Raw genomic sequence first — 26,097 nt, 5'->3', positions numbered from 1 at the left:
AAAGGCAACATAAACCTGCGGGGCAAGCAGTTACGGCGGCAGTTTACGACGCGATTAAACGTCAGCCCCAATACTCTGGTTTCCGGCCTGCGCCGGAATGACGGAGGTTTTTGCACCTTTCCCCGTCATTCCGGCGTAGGCCGGAATCCAGGCTCGCAAACGCAACATAAACCTGCCAGGCAAGCAGTTACGGCAGCAGTTTACGACGCGAATTAAACGTCAGCCCCAACACTCCGGATTCCGGCCTGCGCCGCAATGACGGAGGTTTTTGCACCTTTCACCGTCATTCCGGCGTAGGCCGGAATCCAGACTCGCGAAGGCAACATAAACCTGCCGGGCAAGTAGTTACGGAAGTAGTTTACGACGCGAATTAAACGTCAGCCCCAACACTCCGGATTCCGGCCTGCGCCGCAATGACGGAGGTTTTTGCACCTTTCCCAGTCATTCCGGCGCAGGCCGGAATCCAGACTCGCAAAGGCAACATAAACCTGCGGGGCAAGCAGTTACGGCGGCAGTTTACGACGCGAATTAAACGTCAGCCCCAACACTCCGGATTCCGGCCTGCGCCGCAATGACGGAGGTTTTTGCACCTTTCCCAGTCATTCCGGCGTAGGCCGGAATCCAGGCTCGCAAAGGCAACATAAACCTGCGGGGCAAGCAGTTACGGCGGCAGTTTACGACGCGAATTAAACGTCAGCCCCAACACTCCGGATTGCGGCCTGCGCCGCAATGACAGGTTTTTTTGCGCCTTTCACCGTCATTCCGGCGTAGGCCGGAATCCAGTTTTGCGAAGGCAACACAAACCTCACGCCGGTTCCTGCGGCAACGTCAACTCAATGGTCTCGCCAAACGATTCATCCAAGCGCTGCAAGTCGGAATGAATGGCTTGCGCATCATCGGCCAACCCCAGCGCCAGGCTGCAGAACTCGTCCGCCGCCCCCAAAAACGCCATCACCACCAAGGGGTCGAACTCCGTGCCGCTGCCAGCGCTTATGCGCTCCACTGCCTCCGCGTGGCTGGCGGTTTGCCGGTAGGGATGGTGGGCGGTCAGTTCTTCATAACGGCCGACCACAGCCATCAGGCGCGCCGGCAGCGGGATCTGCTCGCCGCGCAGGCCCTGTGGATAACCACTGCCGTCCCAGCACTCGTGCTGGCTGTGGACGATATGTTTGGCGTCAGTCAAAAATGTTTCTGTGCTGCCCAATTTGTCTTCGGCAGCCTGCAAGGCGGCAAACCCCGCCTCAGCATGGCGGTGCAGCATGGCCACGTCTGCCGGCTCCAACGGCACCAGGCTGTGCAGAATGCGGTCCGGCAGCGTCAGCCGGCCAATGCCATGCAGCAGCGCCGACTTGCCCAGACGAGCAATACGCGCCGGTGTCAGTTCGTCAGTCAGCGCGGGTTGCTGGCGGGCCAGCGTAGACGCCAGTTCCACCATATACGGCTCAATCCGCGCCAGGTGCCCACCGCCCGGGTTTTCCCGCATACGGGCGAGGTTGGCCATGGCTTCCATGGTGACTTCCTGCAGTTTTTCGATATCTCGCGTGCGGCGGCGTACTTCCAGTTCCAGGTATTCGCTCTTGTCGCGCAGAAAATCGGCGCTGGCCTTTACCTGCAAGTGGGCTTTTACCCGCGCCAGAACCAGCGGCGGGCTGATGGGCTTGGTGATGTAGTCCACGGCGCCGAGGTTGAAGCCATGCTGCTCATCGGCCACTTCTGTTTTGGCGGTGAGGAAGATCACCGGAATATCGCGGGTTTGCGGATCGGCCTTGAGGCGTTTGCACACTTCGTAGCCGTCCATCAGCGGCATCATGATATCCAGCAGAATCAGATCCGGCGGCGGGCTGCTGATGGCAATGCGCAGGGCCTTGAGCCCGGAACTGGCCACCTTGACCCGGTAGCTGGGCAGCAGCAACTCGCTCATCAGTTCCAGATTTTCCGGCGTGTCGTCCACCACCAGCACCAGCGCCTGCTCGGGTCGGTCGAGTATCCCGTCCATTTCACCCTCTCCTGTCCTAAAAGGCTGAGCACTAAAGGCTCAAACCGCGCTGTTCACTGGTTTGCCGCAATAACGTCAGGGCCTGTTCAAAATCGTAGCAGCGAACCGCCTCGGCCAACGGCGGGTAATCACTGTCGAAGGCGCTGCGCAGCAAACCGGCCTGCGCTTCAAATACCTTGCCCGCCCGCGGGTCGTCGTGGGCGAAAAGCCCGGCCAACTGCTGGCAGACGACTGCTAGCTGCTGGGGGTCTACCGCCACGGTCTCTTGCGTCGTGGCCGGCCATAACGCCTCGATGGCTTGCACCAACGAGTCGAGGCTCTGGTTCACATCGCGGATCAAGGGCGCCAGTTCGTCGCCGGCGTGGTGGTCCTTGAGGGCGTTTTCCAGCAAGGCCACCTGGGTCTGCAAATCCACCGCGCCGAGGTTGCCAGCCAGGCCCTTGAGGCTATGGGCCAGACGTTCGGCAGCTTCGCCCTCGCCTTGGTTCAAAGCCAAACGCAGTTGTGCGGTGAAATTTTTCTGGCTGGCGGCAAATTTCAGCAGTAGCCGCTGGTACAGCTCGGGTTTGCCCAACACCCGCCGCAAGCCGCTGGCCAGGTCCACGCCGGGCAGCGCCCAGGCCGGTGGCTCGTTGGTCACGGGCGACTCGGCTGGTGCGTCCACCCGCAACCAGTGGGCCAGCGTGCGCCATAGCTGGTCGGGGTCCAGCGGTTTGCCCAGGTGGTCGTCCATGCCGGCCTCCAGGCACCGTTCACGGTCGGCCGGCATGGCGTTGGCAGTCATGGCGATAATGGGCAACTGGGCAAACTGGTGTTCGGCGCGCAGCCGGCGGGTGGCGGCAATGCCATCGAGTACTGGCATCTGCATATCCATCAGCACTAGGTCAAAATAACCGCCGCCCCTGGCCAGCAATATTTCCACCGCCTCGCCGCCATGCTCGGCCTGTTCGATCTGCAGGCCACTTTCCTCCAGCAGGCCGCAGGCCACTTCGCGGTTCAATTCGTTGTCTTCCACCAGCAGCACGCGCTTGCCGGCGAGGTTGGGCAGGCCCGTCGCCAGGGCCGCGCGCGGCGCAGCGGCGGCCTCGCCGTTATGGCTGGCCAGGGTACTGACCACCGCGTCCAGCAACACCGACGCGTTTAGCGGTTTGAGCAGTACATCGTCGACACCCGCCTGGCGGGCCTCGTGCAGCACTTCTTCACGGCCATGGGCTGTGACCATCAGCAGACGCGGCTGCGCCTGCAAGGCCAGGTCCTGCAACTGGCGCGCGGTTTCGATGCCATCCATTTCCGGCATCTGCCAGTCGAGCAACACCAGGTCGAACGGCCGGCCCTGGTCGGCCAGTTGCACCTGACGCAGGGCGGCCGCACCGGAAATCGCGGTTTCCACCCGAAAGCTCATGCCCACCAGCATATCGTGCAGCACCCGGCGCGCACTGTCGTTGTCGTCCACCACCAGCACCTTGCGCCCGCGCAGGCTCGGCTGAGCCTGCAATACCTGCTGGCGCTCGGTAGAAATGCCCAGTGGCAGCCGGCACCAGAACAGACTCCCGCGCCCGGCCTGGCTCTGCACCCCCACGCGCCCGCCCATGGCTTCGGCCAGGCGCTTGCAAATCGCCAAGCCCAGCCCCGTCCCCCCGTATTTGCGCGTGGTGGAGCTGTCGGCCTGCTGGAAGGACTCGAACAGACGCTCCAGTTGCTCGTGGCTGATGCCGATGCCGGTATCCCGCACGGCGAAGTAAACCTGCACCTGTTCGGCATTCTGCTGTTCAGCCCGAATAAGCAGTTCGATCTCGCCGCGCTCGGTGAACTTCACTGCGTTATTGGCGTAATTGATCAGAATTTGACCAATTCGCAGCGGGTCGCCCACCAGTTGCAAGGGCAGCTTGGGGTCGAGGTTAAACACCAGTTCGAGGTGTTTGCCGGCGACCTTTTCACCAATCAGGTTGGCGACGTTTTCCAGCACCTGTTGCAGGTTGAAGTCGATGTGCTCGATGCCCAGCTTGCCGGCTTCGATCTTGGAGAAATCGAGAATGTCGTTGATCACCCCCAGCAGGTGCTGGCTGGCCTGTTGAATCTTGTCGACATAGTCACGCTGGCGCGGCTGCAGCTCGGTTTTCTGCGCCAGGTGGGCCATGCCGATAATGGCGTTCATGGGCGTGCGGATTTCGTGGCTCATATTGGCCAGAAAGTCGGACTTGAGCCGCGCCGCTTCTTCGGCCAGCTCCTTGGCATCGGCCATGGCCGCCTCGGCCTGCTTGCGCGCCGTGATGTCACGGCTTACCCCCACCAGCCCCAGCGGCACGCCGCGGTCGTCGCGAAAGATGGTGCGCAGGGTGTCAAACACCACCCAGTGTCCATCGGGATAACGCACCTTGCCTTCGCTTTCGTAAGTGCCGTCGCGGGTGATGGCGGTGTAGTCGTGCTCCTCGCGCTTGGCCGCCCACTCGAGGTTGAGCAATTCATGGTCGCGCTTGCCCAGCACCTGTTCGCTGTTGTGCCCGAACAGCTCGGCACAGGCCTGGTTGATACCCAGGTAACGCCCCTGGATATCCTTGAACCAGATCGGGTCGGGAATGGCATTGATGATCGCCAGCAAGGTACTGCGCTGACGCACCACCTCGGCTTCGGCCAGGCGGCGCTGGCGGATCTGGGTACGCAGGTGGCGGTTCCACAGCACCACCACAACCAGCGCCGCCAGCACGCCAAGCATGTAAGGCCAACCGACGATAAACAGGCTTTGCCAGTTGAAGACGGCGAGCGGCGGCAGCCAGCGGTCCAGAATCTGTTCGCGCTCTTCGCGCTCCAGGCTGTCCAGCCCTTTGTTGAGCACCGTGACCAGCAGCGGCCAATCGCGGCGCACGGAGAAATGCAGTTCGCTGCGCAGCAAACCCGACTCGCCACGAGTTTCGATATTGGCCAGGCTGAGTTTGCGCACCAGGTAACTGGCCACAATCATATTGCCGATATAGGCATCGGCACCGCCGGACGACACGGCGCGCAAGGCCTCTTCGGCGCTGGTCACCTCTATCACTTGCGCCTGCGGCACGGCAGCGCGCAGCAGGTCTTCGGTGACATAGCCGCGCTCGATGGCCACGCGCTTGCCCACCAGGTCTTCGGTGCGGTGAATAGGCAGTTCGTGGCGGGTAAAAATCAGGCTATTGCTGGTGAGGTACGATTCGGTGAAGGTCATGCGCGCTAGCCGCGCTTCGGTTTTCGCCACCGAGGGCAAGAGGTCTATCTGGCCCGCGCGCAAGGCCTCCTGCACGGCAGCCCAGTCAGCCAGTTGCACCGTTTCGAAGCGAATGCCCAGGCGTTGGCCGAGCAAGGCCAGGTAGTCGCCGGAAATCCCCGTGTGCTGGCCCTGCTCGCCAAACACATCGAAAGGCTCCCAGCCGCCGCGCTGCACACCGACGCGCACCACTGGATGGGCCGCCACCCAGGCGCGCTCCTCGGTCGTGAGGTTCAGCGGCGCCGCGGGCACCTGCGTGCCAACCACTGCCAGCAGCAGGCCCACCAGCCATGCCTTGCAACCACCCATACTGCCTCCCTTGCGTGAGCTTGCTCAGCTAGCTTAGCCAGCCTGACTGCCGACGCTACTACCGGGCAGGCGGGCAGCGCCACTACTGATCAGGCTGGCGGCGCCATTGGGGCAGTCCGATCAACACCACCGCGCTGATGATCACCAGCATCGCCAGCCACTCCTCGCCGCCGATCTGCTCGTTGGCAAACAGGATACCGAGCAACACCGCCACCACCGGGTTGACGTAGGCATAGCTGGTGGCCGCAGCCGGGCGCACGTGCTTGAGCAGGTAGACGTAGGAGCTGAAGGCGATGATCGAGCCGAAGAAAATCAGATACAAAAACGCGCCCCAGCCGGCGGCGCTGGGCATTTGTGTCATGCGCTCACCGCTGAGCACACTGCCCAGCAGCATCACTGCGCCGCCGCCAAGCATCTCGGTGGCGCTAGCCATGGGCCCCGCCGGCAGCGGCTGGGTTTTACTCCAAACCGAACCGAACGCCCAACTGGCGGCGGCAAACAGTATCAACGCCGCTCCGGCTGGGCTTGCCTGCAAGTTGGAGCCGACATTGAGCAACGCAATGCCGGTCATGCCCAGGGCGATGCCCGCCCACTCCAGTTTTGAATTGCTGTGGCCGAACCAGCGACTGAACAGCAAGGTAAACAGCGGCACCGTGGCCACCGCCAACGCCGCCACCCCCGAAGCCACCCCCGCGTGCTCCGCCAGCGTCACCCCACCATTGCCAAACGCCAGCAACAACGTGCCCACCAGGATTGCCGCGCGCCACTCACGCCAGGTGGGTGCCGGCGTGCCGCGCAGGCGCAGATAGCCATACATAAGGCTACCGGCAATCAGAAAACGCGCCGCCGCCATCAACAAAGGCGGCCAGGTTTCGACGCCGATGCGAATTGCCAGATAGGTGGAGCCCCAGATGATGTACAGAGCAGCGAAGGCAGCGATCAAGAGCAAGGGAAAACGCGGACGCATGGAAGGCTCGGCGAAAGGCAGGCAAGAGAGGGAGTGTAGGAGCTACGGCGGGGAAGCGAACAGGCACAGCGGGGGATGGGATTGGGTGTACAGCTTGTGGCGCATCCTGGAGACGGGTTCGAGACTGAGGGTTGCAGGGTTCGCCAGCAAGCTGGCTCCTACATGAAGAATCTGCGTTTGGCCCGGCCCTCACCCCTAGCCCCTCTCCCGCACGCGGGAGAGGGGAACCCATCGGCGCTCGTGCCCAGCAATCGGGCCCCCTCTCCCTCAGGCAGAGGAGCTTTTGATCTGCTTTTGATCTGCTTTTGATCTGCTTTTGATCTGCTTTTGATCTTGATCTGCCCGCCCCTTGAGCGCAGGCCGAGTGGAATCGTCGTGGAGGGGGTTGAGCGGCATGGATGCCACGAGAGGCGCGATGGGCCAGGGACGGCCCGTCGTGGCGTGCCCCCGGAGCGGCGATGTAACGAGGGAAGTCGAAGCGCAGCGTAGACCCAAGGTGGGGGCAAGATTTTTTGGTTTCTTTTTCATCGATTGGAAAAAGAAACTCGCGCGTAAGGCGCGAAACAAAACGTTCAGCACACGCGGTAACGAAGAAGAACACCTTCAGCCGAAGATCGCCCGGTGCGCAAAAGCGCGGAATTACTTATCCGGCATAGGCATCGGAAACGGCATCACATTCCCCACCCCACCCCGCGCCTCACTAATCTTCGGCGTGCCCAATCGCTCCACCTCATCAATCCGCACAATCGCATGCATCGGCACAAAACTGCGCACAACGCCCTCGAACTGCGCTTTGAGTTTCTCTTCACTCGGGTCGACGACCACCTGCGTGCGCTCGCCAAAGACAAACTCCTCCACCTCGAGAAAGCCCCACAGATCGCTTTGATAGATCTGCTTGGCGTACATCTCGAACACCTGGCCTTGGTTGAGGAAGATCACCTTATAGATAGGTTCACGCTTGCTCATGGGAGGGAGAAAAACCGTGGAAAATTTTGGGGGCGGGATCATAGCATAGCCTCCCGGCAGGCAATGCTAGGCCTCTTGGGTCGGCGTCCCTATAATGCGCGATTCACACGACACCCCATCTCTTTGAGATCCTGAACGCGCATGAGCAAGAAGCTGTATATCGAAACCCACGGTTGCCAGATGAACGAGTACGACAGCTCGCGCATGATCGACCTGCTGGGCGAACATCAGGCCCTGGAAGTCACGGCCCGTGCCGAAGACGCCGATGTCATTCTGCTCAATACCTGCTCGATTCGTGAGCGCGCGCAGGACCGGGTGTATTCGCAGCTGGGCCGCTGGCGCGAACTGAAACTCGCCAAGCCGGACATGGTGATTGCCGTTGGCGGTTGCGTGGCCAGCCAGGAAGGCGCGGCGATTCGCGACCGAGCGCCCTATGTGGACGTGGTCTTCGGCCCGCAAACCCTGCACCGCCTGCCGGAAATGATCGACGCCGCGCGCGTTACCCGCCTGCCCCAGGTGGATGTGAGCTTTCCGGAAATCGAAAAATTCGACCGCCTGCCCGAGCCGCGTATCGACGGCCCGAGCGCCTACGTATCGATCATGGAAGGTTGCAGCAAGTACTGCACCTTCTGCGTGGTGCCCTACACCCGCGGCGAAGAAGTCAGCCGACCATTCGACGACGTGCTGGCCGAGGTTATTCACCTGGCCGAACACGGCGTGCGTGAAGTGACCCTGCTGGGCCAGAACGTCAACGGCTTCCGTGGCGTGACCCATGACGGCCGCACGGCCGACCTGGCCGAGCTGATCCGCGTGGTCGCCGCCATCGACGGCATCGACCGCATTCGCTACACCACCTCGCACCCGTTGGAGTTTTCCGACAGCCTGATTCGTGCCCACGCCGAAGTGCCGGAGCTGGTCAAACACCTGCACCTGCCAGTACAGGCAGGCTCCGACCGTATTCTGGCGGCGATGAAGCGCAACCATACGGTGCTGGAATACAAGTCCAAGATCCGCAAGCTCAAGGCCGCCGTGCCGGATATCAGCATCACGTCGGACTTTATCGTCGGTTTTCCCGGCGAAACCGAAAAAGACTTCGAGAACACCATGCAGTTGGTGGCCGACGTCGGTTTCGACTTCTCCTATTCGTTCGTTTACAGCGCCCGCCCGGGTACACCCGCAGCGGATTTGCCGGACGACATACCAGCCGAAACCAATCGCGAACGCCTGGCACGCCTGCAACACCGCCTGGACCAGCAAGGCTTTGAAATCAGCCGCAAGATGGTCGGCAGTATTCAGCGCGTGCTGGTCAATGACTTCTCCAAGCGCGACCCCGGCCAACTCACCGGGCGCACTGAGAACAACCGTATCGTCAATTTCCGCTGCGACAACCCGCGCCTGATCGGGCAATTCGCCGACGTACGGATAGACGAGGCCAGACCGCATTCCCTACGCGGTAGTCTGGTCACAGAAGACGAAGCAGTGGCCGACTGCCACTAAAGCCGCAGATGCCCGAGCTTTCCCGCTCGGGCATCCGGGGTTATCCTTCGCCTCACCTTACTTGCCGAGTGGCGGCTACACACGACCTTGAACGCACCCATAGAACCGCATCGTTTTATCCTCGAACCCTTTGAAGCTCGCCGCTTCGCCAACCTGTGCGGGCAATTCGACGAGCACCTGCGCTTGATCGAACAGCGCCTGGCCATCGAGATCCGCAACCGCGGCAACCAGTTCGAACTGGTGGGCGCTCCCGAAACCACTCAGGCCGCCGAGCAACTGCTGCGCCGCCTGTACCGGGAAACCAACGCGACCCAGCTGTCCCCCGATATTGTCCATCTGTTCCTGCAGGAATCTGCGGTTGAAGAGTTGGCCAGCAACACGGTGGAACCCAGCGTGGCCCTGCGCACCCGCAAAGGCATGATTCGCCCGCGCGGCGTCAATCAGCAGCGCTATGTGAAGTCGATCCTCAACCACGACATCAACTTCGGCATCGGCCCGGCCGGTACGGGTAAAACCTACCTGGCCGTGGCGTGCGCCGTGGACGCCCTGGAGCGCGAGCAGATCCGCCGCATTCTGCTGGTGCGCCCGGCGGTCGAGGCTGGCGAGAAACTCGGTTTCCTGCCGGGCGACCTGTCGCAGAAGATCGACCCGTACCTGCGCCCGCTCTACGACGCGCTGTACGAAATGCTCGGCTTCGAGCAAGTGGCCAAGCTGATCGAGAAACAGGTGATCGAGGTGGCTCCGCTGGCGTACATGCGAGGCCGCACCCTTAATAACAGCTTCATCATTCTGGACGAGAGTCAGAACACCACTCTCGAGCAGATGAAGATGTTCCTCACCCGTATCGGCTTTGGCTCCACCGCTGTGATCACCGGCGACATCACCCAGGTCGACCTGCCGCGTGGCACCAAGTCGGGCCTGACCCACGTGATTGAAGTGCTGAAGGACGTGCCGGGCATCTCCTTTACCCACTTCCTGTCCAAGGACGTGGTGCGCCACCCCCTGGTACAGCGCATCGTCGAAGCCTATGAGCGCTTCGAAGTGGCCGCCGAAAGCGCAGCCTCTGCAAACAAGAAGGCACCCGAGGCAGATCGCGGCAATGCTTGAGCTTGACCTGCAGAACGCCAGCAGCGCCGCCAGCCCAAGCGAAGCGCAGTTCCGCCAGTGGTGTGAACTGGCGCTGCGCCAGCGCACGGCCGATTCGGAGTTGACCATTCGCCTGGTCGACGAAGCCGAAGCGCGCGAACTCAACCACACCTACCGGCAGAAAGACTACGCCACCAACGTGCTGTCTTTTCCCGCCGACGTGCCCGATGAGTTGCTGGATATCCCGCTTTTGGGCGATCTGGTGATCTGCGTGCAGGTAGTGGCCCGTGAAGCCGCCGAACAAGGCAAAAGCCTGGAGGCCCATTGGGCCCACCTGGTGATTCACGGCTGCCTGCATCTGCTGGGTTACGACCATATCGACGATGACGAAGCCGTCGAAATGGAAACCTTGGAACAACAATTGCTCGCTGAACTGGGTCACCCTGACCCCTATGCAGGCGACGAATAGCCTGGCTCCCAGGCACCAGAAAGGAACACTGAGTAAACAGCATGAGCGAAGACCGATCGAGCAGCGGGCAAAAATCCTGGTTAGGCAAAATTACCCAGGCTTTTGCCCATGAGCCGAAAAACCGCCAGGAGCTCTTGGAGCTGCTGCGCGAAGCCCATCAGAACAAACTCCTGGACAGCGAAGCGCTGGCCATTGTCGAAGGCGCCATTCAGGTTGCCGACCTGCAGGTTCGCGACATCATGGTGCCGCGCTCGCAGATGGTCAGCATCAAGGCTGGCCTGACGCCCAGGGAGCTGATTCCGGCCATTATCGAATCCGCCCACTCGCGCTACCCGGTCGTCGGTGAAAGCCTCGATGACGTGATCGGCGTGCTGCTGGCCAAAGACCTGCTGCCCTTGGTGCTGCACGACGAAGGCCAGGCATTCAACATCAAAGACATGCTGCGCCCGGCCACCTTCGTGCCCGAGTCCAAGCGCCTCAACGTGCTGCTGCGTGAATTTCGCGCCAACCACAACCACATGGCCATCGTCATCGACGAGTACGGCGGAGTGGCGGGCCTGGTGACCATCGAAGACGTGCTGGAACAGATCGTCGGCGACATCGAAGACGAGCACGACGTCGAGGAAGACAGCTATATCAAGCCGCTGCCCAGCGGCGACTTCCTGATCAAGGCGCTGACGCCTATCGACGCCTTCAACGAGTCGTTCGACAGTGAATTCACCGACGATGAATTCCATACCGTCGGCGGCCTGGTGATGAGCGCGTTCGGCCATCTGCCCAAGCGCAACGAAATTGCCGAGATCGGCGACTTCCGTTTCCGCGTACTGAGCGCCGACAGCCGCCGCATTCACCTGCTGCGCCTGACCCGGATCGACCGCTGACACGCCTCCACCCGATGTGTAGGTTGGGTTGAGCCGCAGGCGAAGCCCAACAGTTCGGACACACGTCCAGACCGACCTACCGACAACAGGAAAACAATGAACTGGATTTCTCGCGCCGGCTGGGTCGGCAATCTCGTCGCCCTCGCCGCCGGCGCCATCACCACCCTCGCCCTCGCCCCCTTCGATATCTGGCCTCTGGCCCTGCTGTCCATCGCCCTGTTTTACCTCGGCCTGCGCGACCTTACGCCACGCCAGGCCATGGGCCGTGGCTGGTGCTTTGGTTTTGGCCTGTTCGTGGCCGGCACCAGCTGGATCTACGTCAGCATCCATGACTACGGTGGTGCCTCGGCGCCACTGGCGGCGTTCCTCACTGTCGGCTTCTGTGCGTGCATTGCCTGGTTTTTTGCCCTCCCGGCTTTTGCATGGGCGCGCTGGCTGCGCCGCGTTGAAGCGCCTTTGGCTGATGCTTTGGCGTTCGCCGCCCTGTGGTTGGCGCAGGAGGCGTTTCGCGGCTGGTTCCTCACCGGTTTCCCTTGGTTGTATGCCGGCTACAGCCAGCTCGACGGGCCGCTGAGCGGCCTGGCGCCGGTGGGCGGCATGTGGCTGATTTCCTTTGTACTGGCACTGACTGCAGCGCTGCTGATCAACCTGCCGCGCCTGGGCCAGCGCAAAGCGTTTCTGGCCGTGGGCGTGGTGCTGCTGATCGCGCCGTGGGCCATTGCCCTGGGCCTGAAAACCCATGCCTGGACCGAACCCGCCGGCGCACCGCTGAAAGTGGCGGCCATTCAGGGCAACGTGGCCCAGGAAATGAAGTGGAACCCCGAGCACCTGAATGCGCAACTGGGCCTGTACCGCGACATGACCTTCAGCGCCAAGCCAGTGGACCTGATCGTCTGGCCGGAAACAGCAGTGCCGATTCTCAAAGAGTTTGCTGAGGGGTACCTGAATGTCATGGGCCGCTTCGCCAATGACCGCCAGGCCACACTGATCACCGGCGTGCCGGTGCGCGAAACCAATGCCCAGGGCGAAAAACGGTATTACAACGGCATCACCGTTGTCGGCCAGGGCAGCGGCACGTACCTGAAACAGAAGCTGGTGCCGTTCGGCGAATACGTGCCGCTGCAGGATGTGCTGCGCGGCCTGATCGCCTTCTTCGATTTGCCGATGTCCGACTTCGCCCGCGGCCCGGCCGATCAGACGCTGTTGGATGCCAAGGGCTACAAGATCGCGCCCTTTATCTGCTACGAAGTGGTGTACCCGGAATTCGCCGCCGGCCTGTCGGCACAAAGCCAGCTGCTGCTAACGGTGAGCAACGACACCTGGTTCGGCACTTCCATCGGCCCGTTACAGCATTTGCAGATGGCGCAGATGCGCGCGCTGGAAGCCGGCCGATGGATGATTCGCGCCACCAACAATGGTGTGACCGGGTTGATCGACCCGTTCGGCCATATCACCACGCAGATTCCCCAGTTTGAGCAGGGTGTGCTGTACGGCGAAGTGGTGCCGATGCAGAAGCTGACGCCGTACCTGCAGTGGCGCTCATGGCCGCTGGTGATTGTGTGTTTTGTGCTGTTTGGCTGGGCGCTGTTGGCGGGTCGGATTGCCAAGACGGTTTGACTCATTCGTTTCGTCATTCCCGCGAAGGCGGCAATCCAGAGTCTCGCCTCGTGCGCGGGTTTGCGTACCGTTCGAAGTTCTGGGTCCCCGCCTGCGCGGGGACGACGGCGATACAGTCGGAAGGCCGCGGGTTACCGATAAAACAGCGGATAAGCGATCTGCCCTGCCACTTCGTTAAGCAATAGGCCGGTCTGCCACACGCTTTTGCTTTCGGGCAGCCAGCCGCCCAATGGCCGCTGATTGGGCACGCTGATAAATCCCACCGGCGCGCTTACCACCTGCAAGCCGGCCTGTTCGAAGCACCACCGCGAGCGCGGCATATGCGCGGCCTGGGTGACCAGCACCACACGCTGGATGCCGGCAGCGTGCAGGATGCTGGCGCTGAGCTGGGCGTTTTCCCAAGTGGTTTTGCTCTGGCCTTCCTGCCAGCGCACGGGTACGCCGAAATCCTGGCTCATGACGTCCGCCATAAGCGCCGCTTCACTCACCGGCTCACCGAAGGGCGAACCGCCGCTGATCAACACGGGCAAGCCGGAGGCCTTGGCGAGCCGCGCGGCATAGCGCAGCCGTTCTACCGCCAGCTGACTGGCTTGGTCGCCGCCCCAGGCTGGATCGTCGCGCTCGCGCCCCGCGCCCAGCACCACAATGGCATCGGCCTGTGTCGCCAAACCGGCCCACTGCTGGTGCGCCAGCGCCGGTTCGCGCTCAACCAGCCGCGCCAATTGCTCAACCGCCACCGGCGCGCTGCTCAGCCACAGCCCGCCCAGCCCCACAGCGAAACAGCACGCGGCCAACCGCGGCATGCGCCGACGCAGAAACCAGGCCAGCAATAGCAGCAGAAACAGGCAGCCGGGCAGCAATAGAAGTTGTTTGAAGAAATAACGCAGGACCATCGAGCACCTCCCAGGGTGCCCGAAGCCTACCGGGGTTTTGAGGCTCGGAACAACTGCGAACCACAGGCGCTGCACGCCTGAATGCCTTCACCGGGACGCCAGAACGCGGCGGTGCCGCACAAGGCGCACAGCAGTTTTTGCCGATTACGCATCAGCCCCTTGGGCTTGGCCACTTTGGCGATATGCACAGGGCGCGGCGCTTTGATGGTGGGCGCAGGGCTTTGCTCGATCAGCGCCAGCTCCTTGGCGGCGGCATGCCAGCCGCGCAGCCAGTGCAGGTCACGATCCAGGTAGGCGCGAATCAGCTCCAGCTCGGCCGGGCTCAGACCTCTGAGTTCAAGTTCCTGCGGGGTTTTGTTGTGCCATCGGCTGTCGCTGTCGGCCTCATCCAGCGCTATGGCAAGCCGATGCAACAGGCGCTCGTACAGACCGCCCTGTGCCTCTTCGTGCCGTAACTCAGCCATCTGCAACCTCGCCAGCTCCGTGTCATTGATGTTCCTGCAAGCATAGTTTCAGCGGTGCAACGAGCCGGCTGCCGCGACCAACGGCGAGGCCCCAGCCGACGGGCGTACCCCTGGCAGGCAGAGCAATCAGGGTTTCCCTGCTCCTACGTGGGTCATGTATGCTACGGCGTTCTTCGCAACGTCCATTTTCCAGTCCAAAAGTAGCCATGCACGAACACTATCAGCCCCGTGAAACCGAAGCCGCCGCGCAAACCTACTGGGACGAGCAGAAGTCCTTCGTAGTCAGTGAACAACCAGGCAAAGACACCTTCTATTGCCTGTCGATGTTCCCCTACCCCAGCGGCAAGCTGCACATGGGCCATGTGCGCAACTACACCATTGGCGATGTGATTGCCCGCTATCAGCGCATGCAAGGCAAAAACGTTCTGCAGCCCATGGGCTGGGATGCGTTCGGTATGCCAGCGGAAAACGCGGCGATGAAAAACAACGTCGCGCCGGCCAAATGGACGTACGAAAACATCGCCTACATGAAGAACCAGCTCAAAAGCCTGGGCCTGGCGGTGGATTGGACGCGCGAAGTCACCACCTGCAAGCCGGACTACTACCGCTGGGAACAATGGCTGTTCACCCGCCTGTTCGAAAAGGGCGTGATCTACCGTAAGAACGGCACCGTAAACTGGGACCCGATCGACCAGACCGTGCTGGCCAACGAGCAGGTTATCGACGGCCGTGGCTGGCGTTCCGGCGCGCTGATCGAAAAGCGCGAAATCCCGATGTACTACTTCAAGATCACCGCCTACGCCGATGAGCTGTTGACCAGCCTCGATGACCTGCCGGGCTGGCCTGAACAGGTCAAGACCATGCAGCGCAACTGGATTGGCAAATCCCGTGGCATGGAAGTCAGCTTCCCGTACGACCAGGCCTCCATCGGCCAGGCCGGCAAGCTGAACGTGTTCACCACCCGCGCCGACACGCTGATGGGCGCCACCTATGTGGCCGTGGCCGCCGAACACCCGCTAGCCAGCATTGCCCTGCAAAAGCTGCCGGCTGACAAAGCCGCCGAGCTGCAAGCCTTTATCGACGAATGCAAACGCGGCGGCGTGGCCGAAGCCGATATCGCCACCCAGGAAAAGAAAGGCCTGGCGACCGGGCTCTTTGTTGAACATCCATTGACCGGCGAGAAGCTGCCGGTGTGGGTCGCCAACTATGTGCTGATGCACTACGGCGACGGCGCGGTAATGGCCGTGCCGGCGCACGACGAACGCGACTTCGAATTCGCCCACAAGTACAGCCTGCCGATCAAATCGGTGGTGCGCACCAGTGCCGGCGACGAAAACCCGGCGCCTTGGCAGGCCGCCTACGGCGAGCACGGCCAACTGATCAACTCCGGTGAATTCGACGGTCTGGATTTTTCCGGCGCCTTCGATGCCATTGAAGTGGCCTTGCAAAAGAAAGCCCTCGGCCAGGCTCGCACCCAGTTCCGTCTGCGTGACTGGGGCATTAGCCGTCAACGCTACTGGGGTTGCCCGATTCCGATTATTCACTGCGATACCTGCGGTGATGTGCCGGTGCCGGAAGCCCAACTGCCAGTAGTGCTGCCAGAAGACGTCGTGCCCGATGGCGCGGGCAGCCCGCTGGCGCGTATGCCCGACTTCTACAGCTGCACCTGCCCGAAATGCGGCGCCCAGGCCAAGCGCGAAACCGACACCATGGACACCTTCGTGGAATCGTCCTGGTACTTCGCCCGCTACGCATCGCCCAACTACACCAAGGGCATGGTCGACCCGGCTGCCGCGAACCACTGGTTGCCGGTAGACCAGTACATCGGCGGTATCGAACACGCGATTCTGCACCTGCTCTATGCGCGCTTCTTCCATAAGCTGATGCGTGACGAAGGCCTGCTCGACTCGAATGAGCCGTTCAAGAACCTGCTCACCCAGGGCATGGTGATTGCCGAGACCTACTACCGCGTTGAAGCCAACGGCAGCAAAACCTGGTTCAACCCAGCCGACGTTGAAATCGAGCGCGACGCCAAAGCCAAGATCATTGGCGCCACCCTGAAGACCGACGGCTTGCCGGTGGAAATCGGTGGCACCGAGAAGATGGCCAAGTCCAAGAACAACGGCGTTGACCCGCAGTCGATGATCGACCAGTACGGCGCCGACACCTGCCGCCTGTTCATGATGTTCGCCTCGCCGCCCGACATGAGCCTGGAGTGGTCCGACTCCGGCGTCGAGGGCGCGCACCGCTTCCTCAAGCGCGTCTGGCGTCTGGCCCAGGCCCATGTGGCACGTGGCGTACCTGGCAGCCTCGATGTTGCTGGCCTGAGCGACGCGCAGAAAGACGTGCGCCGTGCCATTCACCTGGCCATCAAGCAAGCCAGCCAGGACATTGGCCAACACCACAAATTCAACACCGCCATTGCCCAGGTGATGACGCTGATGAACGTGCTGGAAAAAGCCGCGCAGCACAGCGATTCCGATCGCGCCCTGCTGCAAGAAGGCCTGGAAACCGTGGCCCTGCTGCTGGCGCCGATCACTCCGCACATCAGCCACGAGCTGTGGCTGGAACTGGGCCACGAAAGCGCGGTTATCGACGCCCAGTGGCCAGTGCTGGATGAAAGCGCCCTAGTGCAGGACAACTTGCAACTGGTGGTTCAAGTGAACGGCAAGCTGCGCGGCCAAATCGACGTGCCGGCTACTGCCAGCCGCGAAGAGGTCGAGGCGGCAGCGCGGGTCAACGAAAACGTCCTGCGCTTCCTTGATGGCCTGACCATTCGCAAGGTCATCGTGGTGCCGGGCAAGCTGGTCAATATCGTCGCGAGCTGATGACGTATCGCGGTAGCCGCTGGCGCCGCGAACACCTATTTGAGTTGGCGCTGCACCATGGGCAGCGCTACAGATGGTTTAAGGGGATAACAGATGATCAAACGGAATCTGATGGTAGTCGGCCTGGCAACCCTGCTCAGCGCTTGCGGTTTCCAGCTGCGCGGCACCGGCGACATGGCCTTCGCCCTCAAGGAAGTCAATGTCACCGCCCGTGACGCCTACGGCCCGCTGGTAAAAGACCTGCGCCAGACGCTGATCAATAACGACGTCAATGTACACCCCGGCGCGCCTTACACCGTGGCTCTAAACCGGGAAACCAGAACCCGCCGCACCGTCAGCTACACCGGTAGCGCGCGTAGCGCCGAATACCAGACCACGATGGAAGTGACCTATGAGCTGCGCGGCGCCAAAAACACCGTGTTGCTGACCAATACCGTCGACGTGCAAAACACCTACGTCCACGACGAAAACAACCTGATCGGTTCCGAACAAGAGTCGCTGCAACTTGAAGACGAGCTGCGCCACGAACTGGTGACCCAGTTGGCCCAACGCCTTCAACTGATCACCCCGGCCCAATTGGAAGAGTTGCAAGCGGCAGCCGATGCCAAAGCGCAAGCCGAAGCGGACGCCATTGAAGCAGCACGCAAGGCTGAGGCCGAAACGCCGCAGCAATCGCCGCTGCAACTGCCGATCCAAACCCAGTAAGACCGTTCGGGCCGCGCTAGCGGCCCGGCATTCCCGCCTATGAAGCTCGCCCCCGCGCAACTCGCCAAACACCTGCAAAGCAGCCTCGCCCCGGTGTACGCCATCAGCGGCGATGACCCGTTGCTGTGCCAGGAGGCGGCCGACGCCATTCGTGCTGCCACCCGTAGCCAAGGGTTTCCTGAACGACAGGTGTTCAACGCCGATGCCAGCTTCGACTGGGGCACGCTGCTGCAGGCCGGAAACAGCCTTTCGCTGTTCGCCGAAAAGCGCGTGCTGGAGTTGCGCATTCCCAACGGCAAGCCGGGTGATAAAGGCACGGCAGCGTTGCTCGAATACCTGGCGCGCCCACCGGAAGACACGCTGCTGCTGATCAGCCTGCCCAAGTTGGACGGCAGCACGCAGAAAACCAAGTGGGCCAAGGCGGTTATCGATGGTCCCAATGCGCAGTTCGTGCAGATCTGGCCGGTGGAAGTTCATCAGCTGCCGCAGTGGATACGTCAACGCATGAGCCAGGCGGGCATGACCGCCACTCAGGAAGCGGTCGACCTCATCGCCGCCCGCGTGGAAGGCAACTTGCTGGCGGCCGCCCAGGAAATCGAGAAGCTCAAGCTGCTGGCCGAGGGCAATCAGATCGACGCCGGCACCGTGCAGGCTGCAGTGGCAGACAGCGCCCGTTACGATGTATTCGGCCTTATCGATGCCGCCCTCAATGGCGAAGCCACCCATGCGTTACGCACCCTGGAAGGGCTGCGCGGTGAAGGTGTCGACAGCACGGTGGTGCTCTGGGCACTGGCCCGCGAACTGCGCCTGCTGGCTAACATTGCCCAGCAATATGGCCAAGGCATCCCGCTGGAAAAAGCCTTCAGCCAGGCACGCCCGCCGGTGTGGGACAAACGCCGCCCACTCGTGAGCAAAGCGCTACAACGTCACCCCGCCGCGCGCTGGAACAAGATGCTGCAAGACGCCCAACGCATCGACGCGCAGATCAAAGGCCAGGCAGCGGGCGATCCGTGGCTGGACATCAGCCGCCTGACGCTGATGCTCGCAGGGCAACGTCTGTCGCTTCCCCAGGAGTGATAAACGGCACTGGACAGCGGCCCGGCACAGGCCGATGATCCGCGCCGCGGGGCCGCGCCACTTACCAGCGCTCAGCCACCCGCCCCGCCCGAGGACTGTAATGGCCACATCGAAGAAACGCCCCAATAAAGCCAAATCCATCATCGCCCAGCCCCTGTTCCGCAGCCGCCAGGAACAGCCGAAAAAAGGCAAAGGCAGCTACCGCCGCGAAGCCTCCCAGCAAAACTGGGGGGCTTCTGTCTTTATGGGGCTTGGCGATTTCCCGACAGCCTTTGCAGCGGCCTGAAGGGTTTCCCTGTCGTCAGCGTGTTAAGGTGGCCGCTGTTTACCGCTTTGAGACCTGCTGATGTTCAACCTGTCATCGCGCACCCTGGCCTGCGCCGTACTGAGCTTTCACTTCAACCTGCTCACTGCCTGCGCCGAGTCCCCACAAGCGCCGCAACCTGTTGCCTCCCCGGCTCCGACCACCGCGACTGCCGCTACCGCTGCCGGTGCTGCGCCCCAGCCCGCCGCCCCATTGCCAACCCAGACATTCGAACAATGGCGCAGCCAACTGCGCAGTGACGCGCTCAATGCCGGCATCAGTGCCGCACTGTTTGATCGCGCCTTCGCCAACGTCACTCTCGACCCTGCCGTGGTCGCCGCCGACAGCAGCCAACCCGAATTCACCCGCCCCGTGTGGGAATACCTCGACGGCGCCGTGTCGGCCCGGCGCATCGCCAATGGCCAGGCGCAGTACGCCCAGCAGCAGGCAACCTTGAGCCGCATCGAGCAACGGTATGGCGTGCAGGCCGAAGTACTGGTGGCGGTGTGGGGCATGGAAAGCGCCTATGGCAACAACATCGGCAGCAACAGCGTGATTCGCTCGCTGGCGACGCTCGCCTACGAAGGCCGACGCGCCGCATTCTGGCGTGAACAGCTGATTGCGGCCTTGCAGATTCTCCAGCACGGCGATATCGCGCCCGAGCGCTTGGTGGGCTCCTGGGCCGGCGCCATGGGCCAGACGCAGTTCATGCCCACCACCTATAACCAGCACGCAGTGGACTTTGACGGCGATGGCCGCCGGGACGTCTGGTACTCCTCGGCCGACGCCCTGGCCTCGGCCGCTCACTACCTGCAGCAATCCGGCTGGCAACTGGGCAAACCCTGGGGCTTTGAAGTGCGCCTGCCCACAGGGTTCGACTACGCCCTGGCCGACCCGGAAACCCGCAAGAGCGTGGCCGAGTGGACCGCTCTGGGGGTAATGCCCGCCAGCGGCAAAGCACTGGCGCCGACGCTGTCCGGTGAATCGGCCACGCTGCTGTTGCCCGCCGGCCATCGCGGCCCGGCGTTCTTGTTGCTGAGCAACTTCCGCAGCATCCTCAAGTACAACAACTCATCGTCCTATGCGCTGGCGGTTGGCTTGCTGTCCGATGGCATCCGTGGCGCCAACGCGGCGGTAATCGCCGACTGGCCGCGCGACGACCCGCAGTTGGGCCGCAGCGAGCGCATTGAATTGCAGCAATTGCTGGCAGCACATGGCTTCGAGCCAGGCGGCGCCGACGGCATTATCGGCGCCAACACCCGCAAGGCTGTGCGGGCTTACCAGCAGCAGTTGAATCTGCCCGCCGATGGCTATCCGGATCACAGCTTGTTAAACCGCTTACGCAGCCAGTAAGACCAGCAACGGCGTGTTGGATGGGTGGAGCCACAGGCGAAACCCATCAATGCGTTACCAGCGCAAATCACGATGGGTATCGGCTATTCCTCCCCCATCCTACGGTTCGACGATTCACACAAACAAAAAGGGCGACCTATGGGCCGCCCTTTTTTTGCGCTGAATGGCTTAGCCTTTCTTCGCCTCGTGCGCTTGCTGATCCGCGTGGTAGGAAGAGCGAACCAGAGGGCCAGAAGCGACGTTCTTGAAGCCCATCCTGGTGCCTTCTTCAGCAAACCAGGCAAAGGTATCCGGGTGCACGAAGCGCTGCACCGGCAGGTGGTTGCGCGAAGGTTGCAGGTACTGGCCGAGGGTGAGCATGTCGATGTCATGTTCGCGCATGCGCTTCATCACTTCGATCACTTCTTCGTCGGTTTCGCCCAGGCCCAGCATCAGGCCCGATTTGGTCGGCACGTGCGGTACACGTTTCTTGAAGTTTTCCAGCAGGTCCAGCGACCACTCGAAGTCCGAGCCAGGACGCGCGGCCTTGTAAAGGCGCGGTACGGTTTCCAGGTTGTGGTTGAACACATCTGGCGGCTCTTGCTCGGTGATGGCCAGCGCCACGTCCATGCGGCCGCGGTAGTCCGGCACCAGGGTTTCCAACTGAACGCCCGGCGACAGCTTGCGAATTTCCCGCAGGCAGTCGACAAAGTGCTGGGCGCCACCGTCGCGCAGGTCGTCGCGGTCTACCGAGGTGATCACCACGTATTTCAAACGCAGGTCGGCAATGGCCACGGCCAGGTTCATCGGCTCATCAGCGTCCAGCGGTTTTGGTCGGCCGTGGCCGACGTCGCAGAACGGGCAGCGACGGGTGCAGATGTCGCCCATGATCATGAAGGTGGCCGTGCCACCGGAGAAGCATTCACCCAGGTTGGGGCACGAGGCTTCTTCGCAGACGCTGTGCAGTTTGTGTTTGCGCAGCAGCTGCTTGATGCGGTCGACTTCCGGCGAAACCGGTACGCGCACGCGAATCCAGTCCGGTTTGCGCGGCAGCTCTTCGGTAGGAATGATCTTCACCGGAATACGCGCCATCTTTTCGGCGCCGCGCAGCTTCACGCCCATTTCCACCTTGGCCGGTGGGGCTTTCACAGCGGTGCCGGTTGCTTCGTTGCCAGCTACTTCAATGCTCATAGCGATTCAATTCCGCCCGTCAGGGTCGTCTGTTCAGCGTAGTCGAGGTGTGTGACGAGCTGCGCACGCAGCCGGGCACTTACTTCGGCAAATTCAATTGGCCCCACCTGGTCACGCAGTTGGGTCATGGCCATCCCGGCATACCCACAGGGGTTGATGCGCTGGAAGGGTTGCAGGTCCATGTCCACATTCAACGCCAGGCCATGAAAGGACCGACCGTTGCGAATGCGCAGACCCAGCGAGGCAATCTTCGCCCCGTCTACATACACGCCAGGCGCATCCGGCTTGGCCTCGGCCTGCACGCCATAACTGGCGAGCAGCTCGATAAGGCTCAGCTCGATACGGCTGACCAGCTCACGCACGCCCAGACTCGAGCGGCGCACGTCCAGCATCAGGTAAGCCACCAACTGGCCGGGACCGTGATAGGTCACCTGGCCGCCGCGGTCGACTTTGACCACCGGAATATCACCCGGAAACAACACATGTTCGGCCTTGCCGGCCTGGCCTTGGGTAAACACCGGCGGGTGCTCAAGCAGCCAGATTTCGTCAGGCGTATCCGCCGCCCGCGAATAGGTAAAGTGCTGCATGGCATGCCAGGTCGGTTCGTAAGGAACCTGGCCGAGCTCGCGAAAGCCCAGGCGCTGGGTCATCAGAGCACCATGTGTACGCGGCCGGTGGCGCGCAGGTCGCTGTTGATGTCTTGCAGTTGTTCGATGCCGGTGGCGGTAATCAGCAGTTGCACGGTGAGGTACTTACCGTTGCGGCTGTCGCGTTGCACCAGGGTGCCCACGTCCAGATCGGGCGCGTGGCGCTTGAGAATATCGATGACCAGTTCGGTAAACCCCTCGCCCGCATCGCCAATCACTTTGATCGGGTAGCGCTCGCAGGGAAACTCGATGGTTACGGAGGTGGCGTCTGTCATGGTGGTCTCGGCGGACTTGTGGTCCGCGGAATCAGACGCCGGCCGGCTCTTTTGGAGCCAGGAGGCGGCGTCTGGGGCTATCGGAAAAGCGCTCGGTCAGTTGAACAGGCCGAAGAAGAATAGACGGATGCTATCCCACACGCGACGGAAGAAGCCACCCTCGTCAACGGTCTCGAGCGCGATCAGGTCGGCGCTGTGCACCACCTTGTCTTCCAGTTTCACTTCCACTTTACCAATCACGTCGCCTTGCTTGATCGGCGCGACCAGCTGCGGGTTCATGGTCATGTTGGCGCTGAGCTTTTTCAGCTGGCCACGCGGCATGGTCATGGTCAGGTCTTCGGCCAGACCGGCTTTGACCTGGCGAGTGGCACCTTTCCATACGGTGCCCTGGGCCAGCTCGGTGCCCTTCTGATAGAAGGTCTGGGTTTCGAAGAAACGGAAACCGTAGGTCAGAAGCTTCTGGGTTTCGGCAGCACGGGCCTGCTCGCTGTTGGTGCCGAACACCACGGCGATCAAGCGCATGCCGTCGCGTACGGCCGAGGCCACCAGGCAGTAGCCGGCTTCGTCGGTGTGGCCAGTTTTCAGGCCATCGACAGTCTTGTCACGCCACAGCAGCAGGTTGCGGTTGGGCTGCTTGATATTGTTCCAGAAGAACTCTTTCTGCGAGTAGATGGCGTAGTGCGCTGGGTCTTCGTAGATGATCGCCCGGGCCAGGCGCGCCATGTCGTGCGCGGTGGAGTAGTGCTCCGGGTTAGGCAAGCCGGTGGCGTTCATGAAGTGGCTGCCGGTCATGCCGAGTTTTTCGGCGGTGGTGTTCATCATGTCGGCGAACGCGTCTTCGCTACCGGCAATGTGCTCGGCGGTGGCGACGCTGGCGTCGTTGCCGGACTGAATGATGATGCCGTGCAGCAGGTCACCCAGGGCGACCTCGGTGCCAACCTTGATAAACATGCGCGAACCGCCGGTGCGCCAGGCGTGCTCGCTGACCATCACCTTGTCGGTTTCGCTGATCTGGCCACGGCGGATTTCCAGGGTGGCGATGTACGCGGTCATCAGCTTGGTCAGGCTGGCCGGTGGCAGGCGCTGGTCACCGTTGTTTTCCACCAGCACGTTGCCGCTGGCGGCGTCCATCAGCACATAGGCTTTGGCAGCCAGCTCGGGTGCGGCCGGTACGGCAGTCTCGGCGGCCCAGGTAGCCGGGGCGGTGATCAGGAGGGCGAACAGACTCAGACGACGGGTAAAGGCGGTGATATTCATCAGTCTCTCAAGTTACTAATGGCAAACAGGCTCTGGCGAGCAAGTCGGTCGAAGCCGTAATAGGGGCAGCTATTCGGGCTTCACTAATGTCGGTTGGCCCAGGTTGGCCAGCCGCACGCTGTTCTGTAGTTGTGTCGCTTCACCCTGCGTGCTTACCGGCCCCATCCGCACGCGGTGGAAGGTCTGCTGGTTGCGCACCACCGAGCTGATAAACACCGGGGCACTCACCATCGTGCTCAGCTTGTCCTTCAGGAGTTGCGCAGCGTCCGGATTGGCGAAGGCTGCGACCTGGAGATACAGGCCAGATGGCTCGAGTGAAGCGTTTTTTTTTGCGTCGATCTGCACCTGCGCGGGCACGACGACGGCGGCGTGCTGCGCTGGCGGCGGGGTGTATTGTTCAACGGGCTGCGCCATGGTCTGCGCCAGCGCCGGCTTGGCCGGTTGCACGGCGGCCATCTGCGGCTGGGCCAATACCATGGGCACCGGGCGGCCTTGTTTCGCCCACCACTCGGCCGGGTCGATGCCTTCAACTTTTACCCGCGCGGTACCGACTTCGGCGTAGCCGAGCTTTTTCGCCGCGGCGAAAGACAGGTCGATAATGCGGTCGGAATAGAACGGGCCGCGGTCGTTGACCCGCAGAATCACGCTCTTGCCGTTTTCCAGGTTGGTCACGCGCACGTAGCTGGGCAGCGGCAAGGTCTTGTGCGCGGCACTCATGCCGTACAGGTCGTACTTCTCGCCGTTGGCCGTGGCCTGACCATGAAACTTGGTGCCGTACCAGGAGGCGGTGCCGGTGGCCAGGTAGCGCTTGGCATCGGGCATCGGGTAATAGGTTTTACCCAGCACGGTGTAGGGGTTTGCCTTGTAAGCGCCGTAGTGCGGCATCGGCACGGCGTCCGGCACTTTGGAGATATCCACATCCCACCACGGCGCGCCGTCGCGATGCGGGCGGGCAAAATCACCGGGACCGGAAATAGCAGTGCTTTGCGTAGGCTGGGGCGCGCGGCTGCTGGAGCAACTGGCCAACATCACGGCCAGAGCGCCAAAGGCGAAGAGCTTGAACGGCGTTGCCTGCATTTACTTGGTGCCCCGGGCCTGAACAATCAAATCGGACAGCTGATGCACCGCCATGGCGTACATCGCGCTGCGATTGTAACGAGTGATGACATAAAAATTGGGTAAGCCTAACCAATATTCCGGGCCGGCTTCACCATCCAGACGAAAGGCAATCACGGACACATCATCGCGCACCGCTTCATGGCTCGACCAGCCCATGGCACGCAGCTCGCCTATGGTCTTCACCGGGTCCAGGCCAACTGTCAGCCCTTCTTCGGCCTGCTCGCCGCTGATTTGCGCAACGCTCACCACGGCCTCGCCGGTTACCCAGCCATGGCGTTTGAAGTAGCTGGCAACGCTGCCTATGGCGTCGTCCGGGTCGTTCCAGATATTGATATGGCCGTCGCCGTCAAAATCCACGGCATAGGCGCGAAAGCTGCTCGGCATAAACTGCGGCATGCCCATGGCGCCGGCGTAGGAGCCTTTGAGGGTCAGCGGGTCGACCTGCTGTTCACGCGCCAGCAACAGGAACTGCTTGAGTTCCTTGCGGAAGAAATCGGCGCGCGGCGGGTAGTCGAAGCCCAGGGTCGACAACGCGTCGATGACCCGGTAGCTGCCAGTGTTGGCGCCATAGGACGTTTCGACGCCGATGATGGCAACGATCACCTGAGCGGGCACGCCGTATTCCTTTTCGGCACGGGCCAAAGCCGCTTCGTGCTGTTTCCAGAACTCGACGCCCTGGTTGATACGGCGGTCGGTGATAAAGATGGGACGGTATTCAGCCCAGGTTTTAACCTTTTCGGCCGGGCGGGAAATGGCGTCGAGAATCGACTGCTTGCGCTCCACTTCGCGGAACAGGTTCACCAGTTGCTCACCGGCAAAGCCATAGTCGCGGGTCATCTCGGCAACGAATTCGGCAACTTGCGGCGACCCTTCGTAACCAGCGGCAGGCGCCTGCTGGGCGAAACCGCAGATACCAGCAAGGCTGGCCAAATGTGCCGTGCGCGTGGCCCAGCGACGCAAACCTAGCATTAAATCCCTCACCCCA

The 26,097-nt window shown here is 62.0% G+C and carries 22 protein-coding genes; 10 read left to right on the top strand and 12 right to left on the bottom strand.

Annotated elements, in window-relative coordinates; genetic code table 11:
- Positions 1–805 precede the first annotated feature (805 nt).
- The 4 genes from PKE98_RS24790 to PKE98_RS24775 all read right to left on the bottom strand — a co-directional run bounded on the left by PKE98_RS24790 (position 806) and on the right by PKE98_RS24775 (position 7,470).
- Positions 806–1,996, bottom strand: a complete 1,191-nt coding sequence (locus PKE98_RS24790; protein ID WP_271198121.1) for an HD domain-containing phosphohydrolase — start codon at positions 1,994–1,996, stop codon at positions 806–808.
- A 31-nt stretch (positions 1,997–2,027) separates the two neighbouring features.
- Positions 2,028–5,537, bottom strand: coding sequence for a response regulator (locus tag PKE98_RS24785; protein ID WP_271198120.1), 3,510 nt, complete (start codon positions 5,535–5,537; stop codon positions 2,028–2,030).
- A gap of 82 nt (positions 5,538–5,619) precedes the next feature.
- The gene (yedA, locus tag PKE98_RS24780; RefSeq protein ID WP_271198119.1) at positions 5,620–6,504 is read right to left on the bottom strand and encodes a drug/metabolite exporter YedA; all 885 of its coding nucleotides are present in this window, start codon (positions 6,502–6,504) and stop codon (positions 5,620–5,622) included.
- A gap of 639 nt (positions 6,505–7,143) precedes the next feature.
- Positions 7,144–7,470: a DUF1820 family protein gene (locus PKE98_RS24775; protein WP_271198118.1), complete on the bottom strand. Its 327-nt coding sequence runs from the start codon at positions 7,468–7,470 to the stop codon at positions 7,144–7,146.
- A 141-nt stretch (positions 7,471–7,611) separates the two neighbouring features.
- Between PKE98_RS24775 and miaB the strand changes: the two genes are divergently transcribed.
- The 5 genes from miaB (at position 7,612) to lnt (ending at position 13,020) form a co-directional block, all read left to right on the top strand.
- Positions 7,612–8,967, top strand: a complete 1,356-nt coding sequence (gene miaB, locus PKE98_RS24770) for a tRNA (N6-isopentenyl adenosine(37)-C2)-methylthiotransferase MiaB (protein ID WP_271198117.1) — start codon at positions 7,612–7,614, stop codon at positions 8,965–8,967.
- An 87-nt stretch (positions 8,968–9,054) separates the two neighbouring features.
- The gene (locus PKE98_RS24765) at positions 9,055–10,074 is read left to right on the top strand and encodes a PhoH family protein (RefSeq protein ID WP_271198115.1); all 1,020 of its coding nucleotides are present in this window, start codon (positions 9,055–9,057) and stop codon (positions 10,072–10,074) included.
- Positions 10,067–10,522 (top strand): rRNA maturation RNase YbeY, encoded by a 456-nt coding sequence (gene ybeY, locus PKE98_RS24760; RefSeq protein ID WP_271198114.1) that lies wholly within the window; start codon positions 10,067–10,069, stop codon positions 10,520–10,522. Before PKE98_RS24765 ends, ybeY begins: the two co-directional genes overlap by 8 nt.
- A 41-nt stretch (positions 10,523–10,563) precedes the next feature.
- Complete coding sequence (locus PKE98_RS24755) at positions 10,564–11,403, top strand: CorC family transporter (protein WP_271198112.1); 840 nt, start codon at positions 10,564–10,566, stop codon at positions 11,401–11,403.
- 96 nt (positions 11,404–11,499) lie between these two features.
- Positions 11,500–13,020 (top strand): apolipoprotein N-acyltransferase, encoded by a 1,521-nt coding sequence (lnt, locus tag PKE98_RS24750; RefSeq protein ID WP_271198111.1) that lies wholly within the window; start codon positions 11,500–11,502, stop codon positions 13,018–13,020.
- Between the two features lie 131 nt (positions 13,021–13,151).
- Here the strand turns inward: lnt and PKE98_RS24745 are convergent, their stop codons facing one another.
- Complete coding sequence (locus PKE98_RS24745; protein ID WP_271198110.1) at positions 13,152–13,913, bottom strand: YdcF family protein; 762 nt, start codon at positions 13,911–13,913, stop codon at positions 13,152–13,154.
- Between the two features lie 26 nt (positions 13,914–13,939).
- A complete protein-coding gene (locus tag PKE98_RS24740; RefSeq protein WP_271198109.1) occupies positions 13,940–14,377 on the bottom strand; it encodes a hypothetical protein in 438 nt (145 codons plus the stop codon).
- A gap of 206 nt (positions 14,378–14,583) precedes the next feature.
- On the opposite strand from PKE98_RS24740, the gene leuS reads away from it, so the two are divergent.
- The 5 genes from leuS to PKE98_RS24715 all read left to right on the top strand — a co-directional run bounded on the left by leuS (position 14,584) and on the right by PKE98_RS24715 (position 20,644).
- Complete coding sequence (gene leuS / locus PKE98_RS24735; protein WP_271198108.1) at positions 14,584–17,205, top strand: leucine--tRNA ligase; 2,622 nt, start codon at positions 14,584–14,586, stop codon at positions 17,203–17,205.
- 93 nt (positions 17,206–17,298) lie between these two features.
- On the top strand, positions 17,299–17,910 hold the full coding sequence (locus tag PKE98_RS24730; protein WP_271198107.1) for an LPS-assembly lipoprotein LptE: 612 nt from the start codon (positions 17,299–17,301) through the stop codon (positions 17,908–17,910).
- Positions 17,911–17,949: 39 nt separating this feature from the next.
- Positions 17,950–18,987 (top strand): DNA polymerase III subunit delta, encoded by a 1,038-nt coding sequence (gene holA / locus PKE98_RS24725; protein WP_271198105.1) that lies wholly within the window; start codon positions 17,950–17,952, stop codon positions 18,985–18,987.
- Positions 18,988–19,087: 100 nt separating this feature from the next.
- A complete protein-coding gene (gene arfA, locus PKE98_RS24720; RefSeq protein WP_271198104.1) occupies positions 19,088–19,273 on the top strand; it encodes an alternative ribosome rescue factor ArfA in 186 nt (61 codons plus the stop codon).
- Positions 19,274–19,333: 60 nt separating this feature from the next.
- Positions 19,334–20,644 (top strand): lytic murein transglycosylase, encoded by a 1,311-nt coding sequence (locus tag PKE98_RS24715; RefSeq protein ID WP_271198103.1) that lies wholly within the window; start codon positions 19,334–19,336, stop codon positions 20,642–20,644.
- Between the two features lie 168 nt (positions 20,645–20,812).
- Here PKE98_RS24715 and lipA read toward each other — a convergent pair whose 3' ends face one another.
- The 6 genes from lipA to mltB all read right to left on the bottom strand — a co-directional run bounded on the left by lipA (position 20,813) and on the right by mltB (position 26,081).
- The gene (gene lipA / locus PKE98_RS24710) at positions 20,813–21,814 is read right to left on the bottom strand and encodes a lipoyl synthase (RefSeq protein WP_271198102.1); all 1,002 of its coding nucleotides are present in this window, start codon (positions 21,812–21,814) and stop codon (positions 20,813–20,815) included.
- Positions 21,811–22,464, bottom strand: a complete 654-nt coding sequence (lipB, locus tag PKE98_RS24705) for a lipoyl(octanoyl) transferase LipB (protein WP_271198101.1) — start codon at positions 22,462–22,464, stop codon at positions 21,811–21,813. Before lipB ends, lipA begins: the two co-directional genes overlap by 4 nt.
- Complete coding sequence (locus PKE98_RS24700; protein ID WP_271198100.1) at positions 22,464–22,736, bottom strand: DUF493 domain-containing protein; 273 nt, start codon at positions 22,734–22,736, stop codon at positions 22,464–22,466. Before PKE98_RS24700 ends, lipB begins: the two co-directional genes overlap by 1 nt.
- Positions 22,737–22,832: 96 nt before the next feature.
- Complete coding sequence (locus tag PKE98_RS24695) at positions 22,833–23,993, bottom strand: D-alanyl-D-alanine carboxypeptidase family protein (protein ID WP_271198099.1); 1,161 nt, start codon at positions 23,991–23,993, stop codon at positions 22,833–22,835.
- A 69-nt stretch (positions 23,994–24,062) separates the two neighbouring features.
- The gene (locus PKE98_RS24690; RefSeq protein ID WP_271198098.1) at positions 24,063–25,070 is read right to left on the bottom strand and encodes a septal ring lytic transglycosylase RlpA family protein; all 1,008 of its coding nucleotides are present in this window, start codon (positions 25,068–25,070) and stop codon (positions 24,063–24,065) included.
- Positions 25,071–26,081: a lytic murein transglycosylase B gene (mltB, locus tag PKE98_RS24685; protein WP_271198097.1), complete on the bottom strand. Its 1,011-nt coding sequence runs from the start codon at positions 26,079–26,081 to the stop codon at positions 25,071–25,073.
- Positions 26,082–26,097 lie beyond the last annotated feature (16 nt).

The organism is Pseudomonas turukhanskensis (genome assembly GCF_027922365.1).
Lineage (GTDB): Bacteria > Pseudomonadota > Gammaproteobacteria > Pseudomonadales > Pseudomonadaceae > Aquipseudomonas > Aquipseudomonas turukhanskensis.
Note: the sequence above shows the minus strand (reverse complement) of the source record. Positions and strands in the feature narration are given on the sequence as shown.

Bases quoted from the DNA above. Each gene is read 5' to 3' on its own strand.
- PKE98_RS24790 (WP_271198121.1), bottom strand. From the start codon at position 1,996: ATGGACGGGATACTCGACCGACCCGAGCAGGCGCTGGTGCTGGTGGTG.
- PKE98_RS24785 (WP_271198120.1), bottom strand. From the start codon at position 5,537: ATGGGTGGTTGCAAGGCATGGCTGGTGGGCCTGCTGCTGGCAGTGGTT.
- yedA (WP_271198119.1), bottom strand. From the start codon at position 6,504: ATGCGTCCGCGTTTTCCCTTGCTCTTGATCGCTGCCTTCGCTGCTCTG.
- PKE98_RS24775 (WP_271198118.1), bottom strand. From the start codon at position 7,470: ATGAGCAAGCGTGAACCTATCTATAAGGTGATCTTCCTCAACCAAGGC.
- miaB (WP_271198117.1), top strand. From the start codon at position 7,612: ATGAGCAAGAAGCTGTATATCGAAACCCACGGTTGCCAGATGAACGAG.
- ybeY (WP_271198114.1), top strand. From the start codon at position 10,067: ATGCTTGAGCTTGACCTGCAGAACGCCAGCAGCGCCGCCAGCCCAAGC.
- PKE98_RS24755 (WP_271198112.1), top strand. From the start codon at position 10,564: ATGAGCGAAGACCGATCGAGCAGCGGGCAAAAATCCTGGTTAGGCAAA.
- lnt (WP_271198111.1), top strand. From the start codon at position 11,500: ATGAACTGGATTTCTCGCGCCGGCTGGGTCGGCAATCTCGTCGCCCTC.
- PKE98_RS24745 (WP_271198110.1), bottom strand. From the start codon at position 13,913: ATGGTCCTGCGTTATTTCTTCAAACAACTTCTATTGCTGCCCGGCTGC.
- PKE98_RS24740 (WP_271198109.1), bottom strand. From the start codon at position 14,377: ATGGCTGAGTTACGGCACGAAGAGGCACAGGGCGGTCTGTACGAGCGC.
- leuS (WP_271198108.1), top strand. From the start codon at position 14,584: ATGCACGAACACTATCAGCCCCGTGAAACCGAAGCCGCCGCGCAAACC.
- PKE98_RS24730 (WP_271198107.1), top strand. From the start codon at position 17,299: ATGATCAAACGGAATCTGATGGTAGTCGGCCTGGCAACCCTGCTCAGC.
- holA (WP_271198105.1), top strand. From the start codon at position 17,950: ATGAAGCTCGCCCCCGCGCAACTCGCCAAACACCTGCAAAGCAGCCTC.
- arfA (WP_271198104.1), top strand. From the start codon at position 19,088: ATGGCCACATCGAAGAAACGCCCCAATAAAGCCAAATCCATCATCGCC.
- PKE98_RS24715 (WP_271198103.1), top strand. From the start codon at position 19,334: ATGTTCAACCTGTCATCGCGCACCCTGGCCTGCGCCGTACTGAGCTTT.
- lipA (WP_271198102.1), bottom strand. From the start codon at position 21,814: ATGAGCATTGAAGTAGCTGGCAACGAAGCAACCGGCACCGCTGTGAAA.
- lipB (WP_271198101.1), bottom strand. From the start codon at position 22,464: ATGACCCAGCGCCTGGGCTTTCGCGAGCTCGGCCAGGTTCCTTACGAA.
- PKE98_RS24700 (WP_271198100.1), bottom strand. From the start codon at position 22,736: ATGACAGACGCCACCTCCGTAACCATCGAGTTTCCCTGCGAGCGCTAC.
- PKE98_RS24695 (WP_271198099.1), bottom strand. From the start codon at position 23,993: ATGAATATCACCGCCTTTACCCGTCGTCTGAGTCTGTTCGCCCTCCTG.
- PKE98_RS24690 (WP_271198098.1), bottom strand. From the start codon at position 25,070: ATGCAGGCAACGCCGTTCAAGCTCTTCGCCTTTGGCGCTCTGGCCGTG.
- mltB (WP_271198097.1), bottom strand. From the start codon at position 26,081: ATGCTAGGTTTGCGTCGCTGGGCCACGCGCACGGCACATTTGGCCAGC.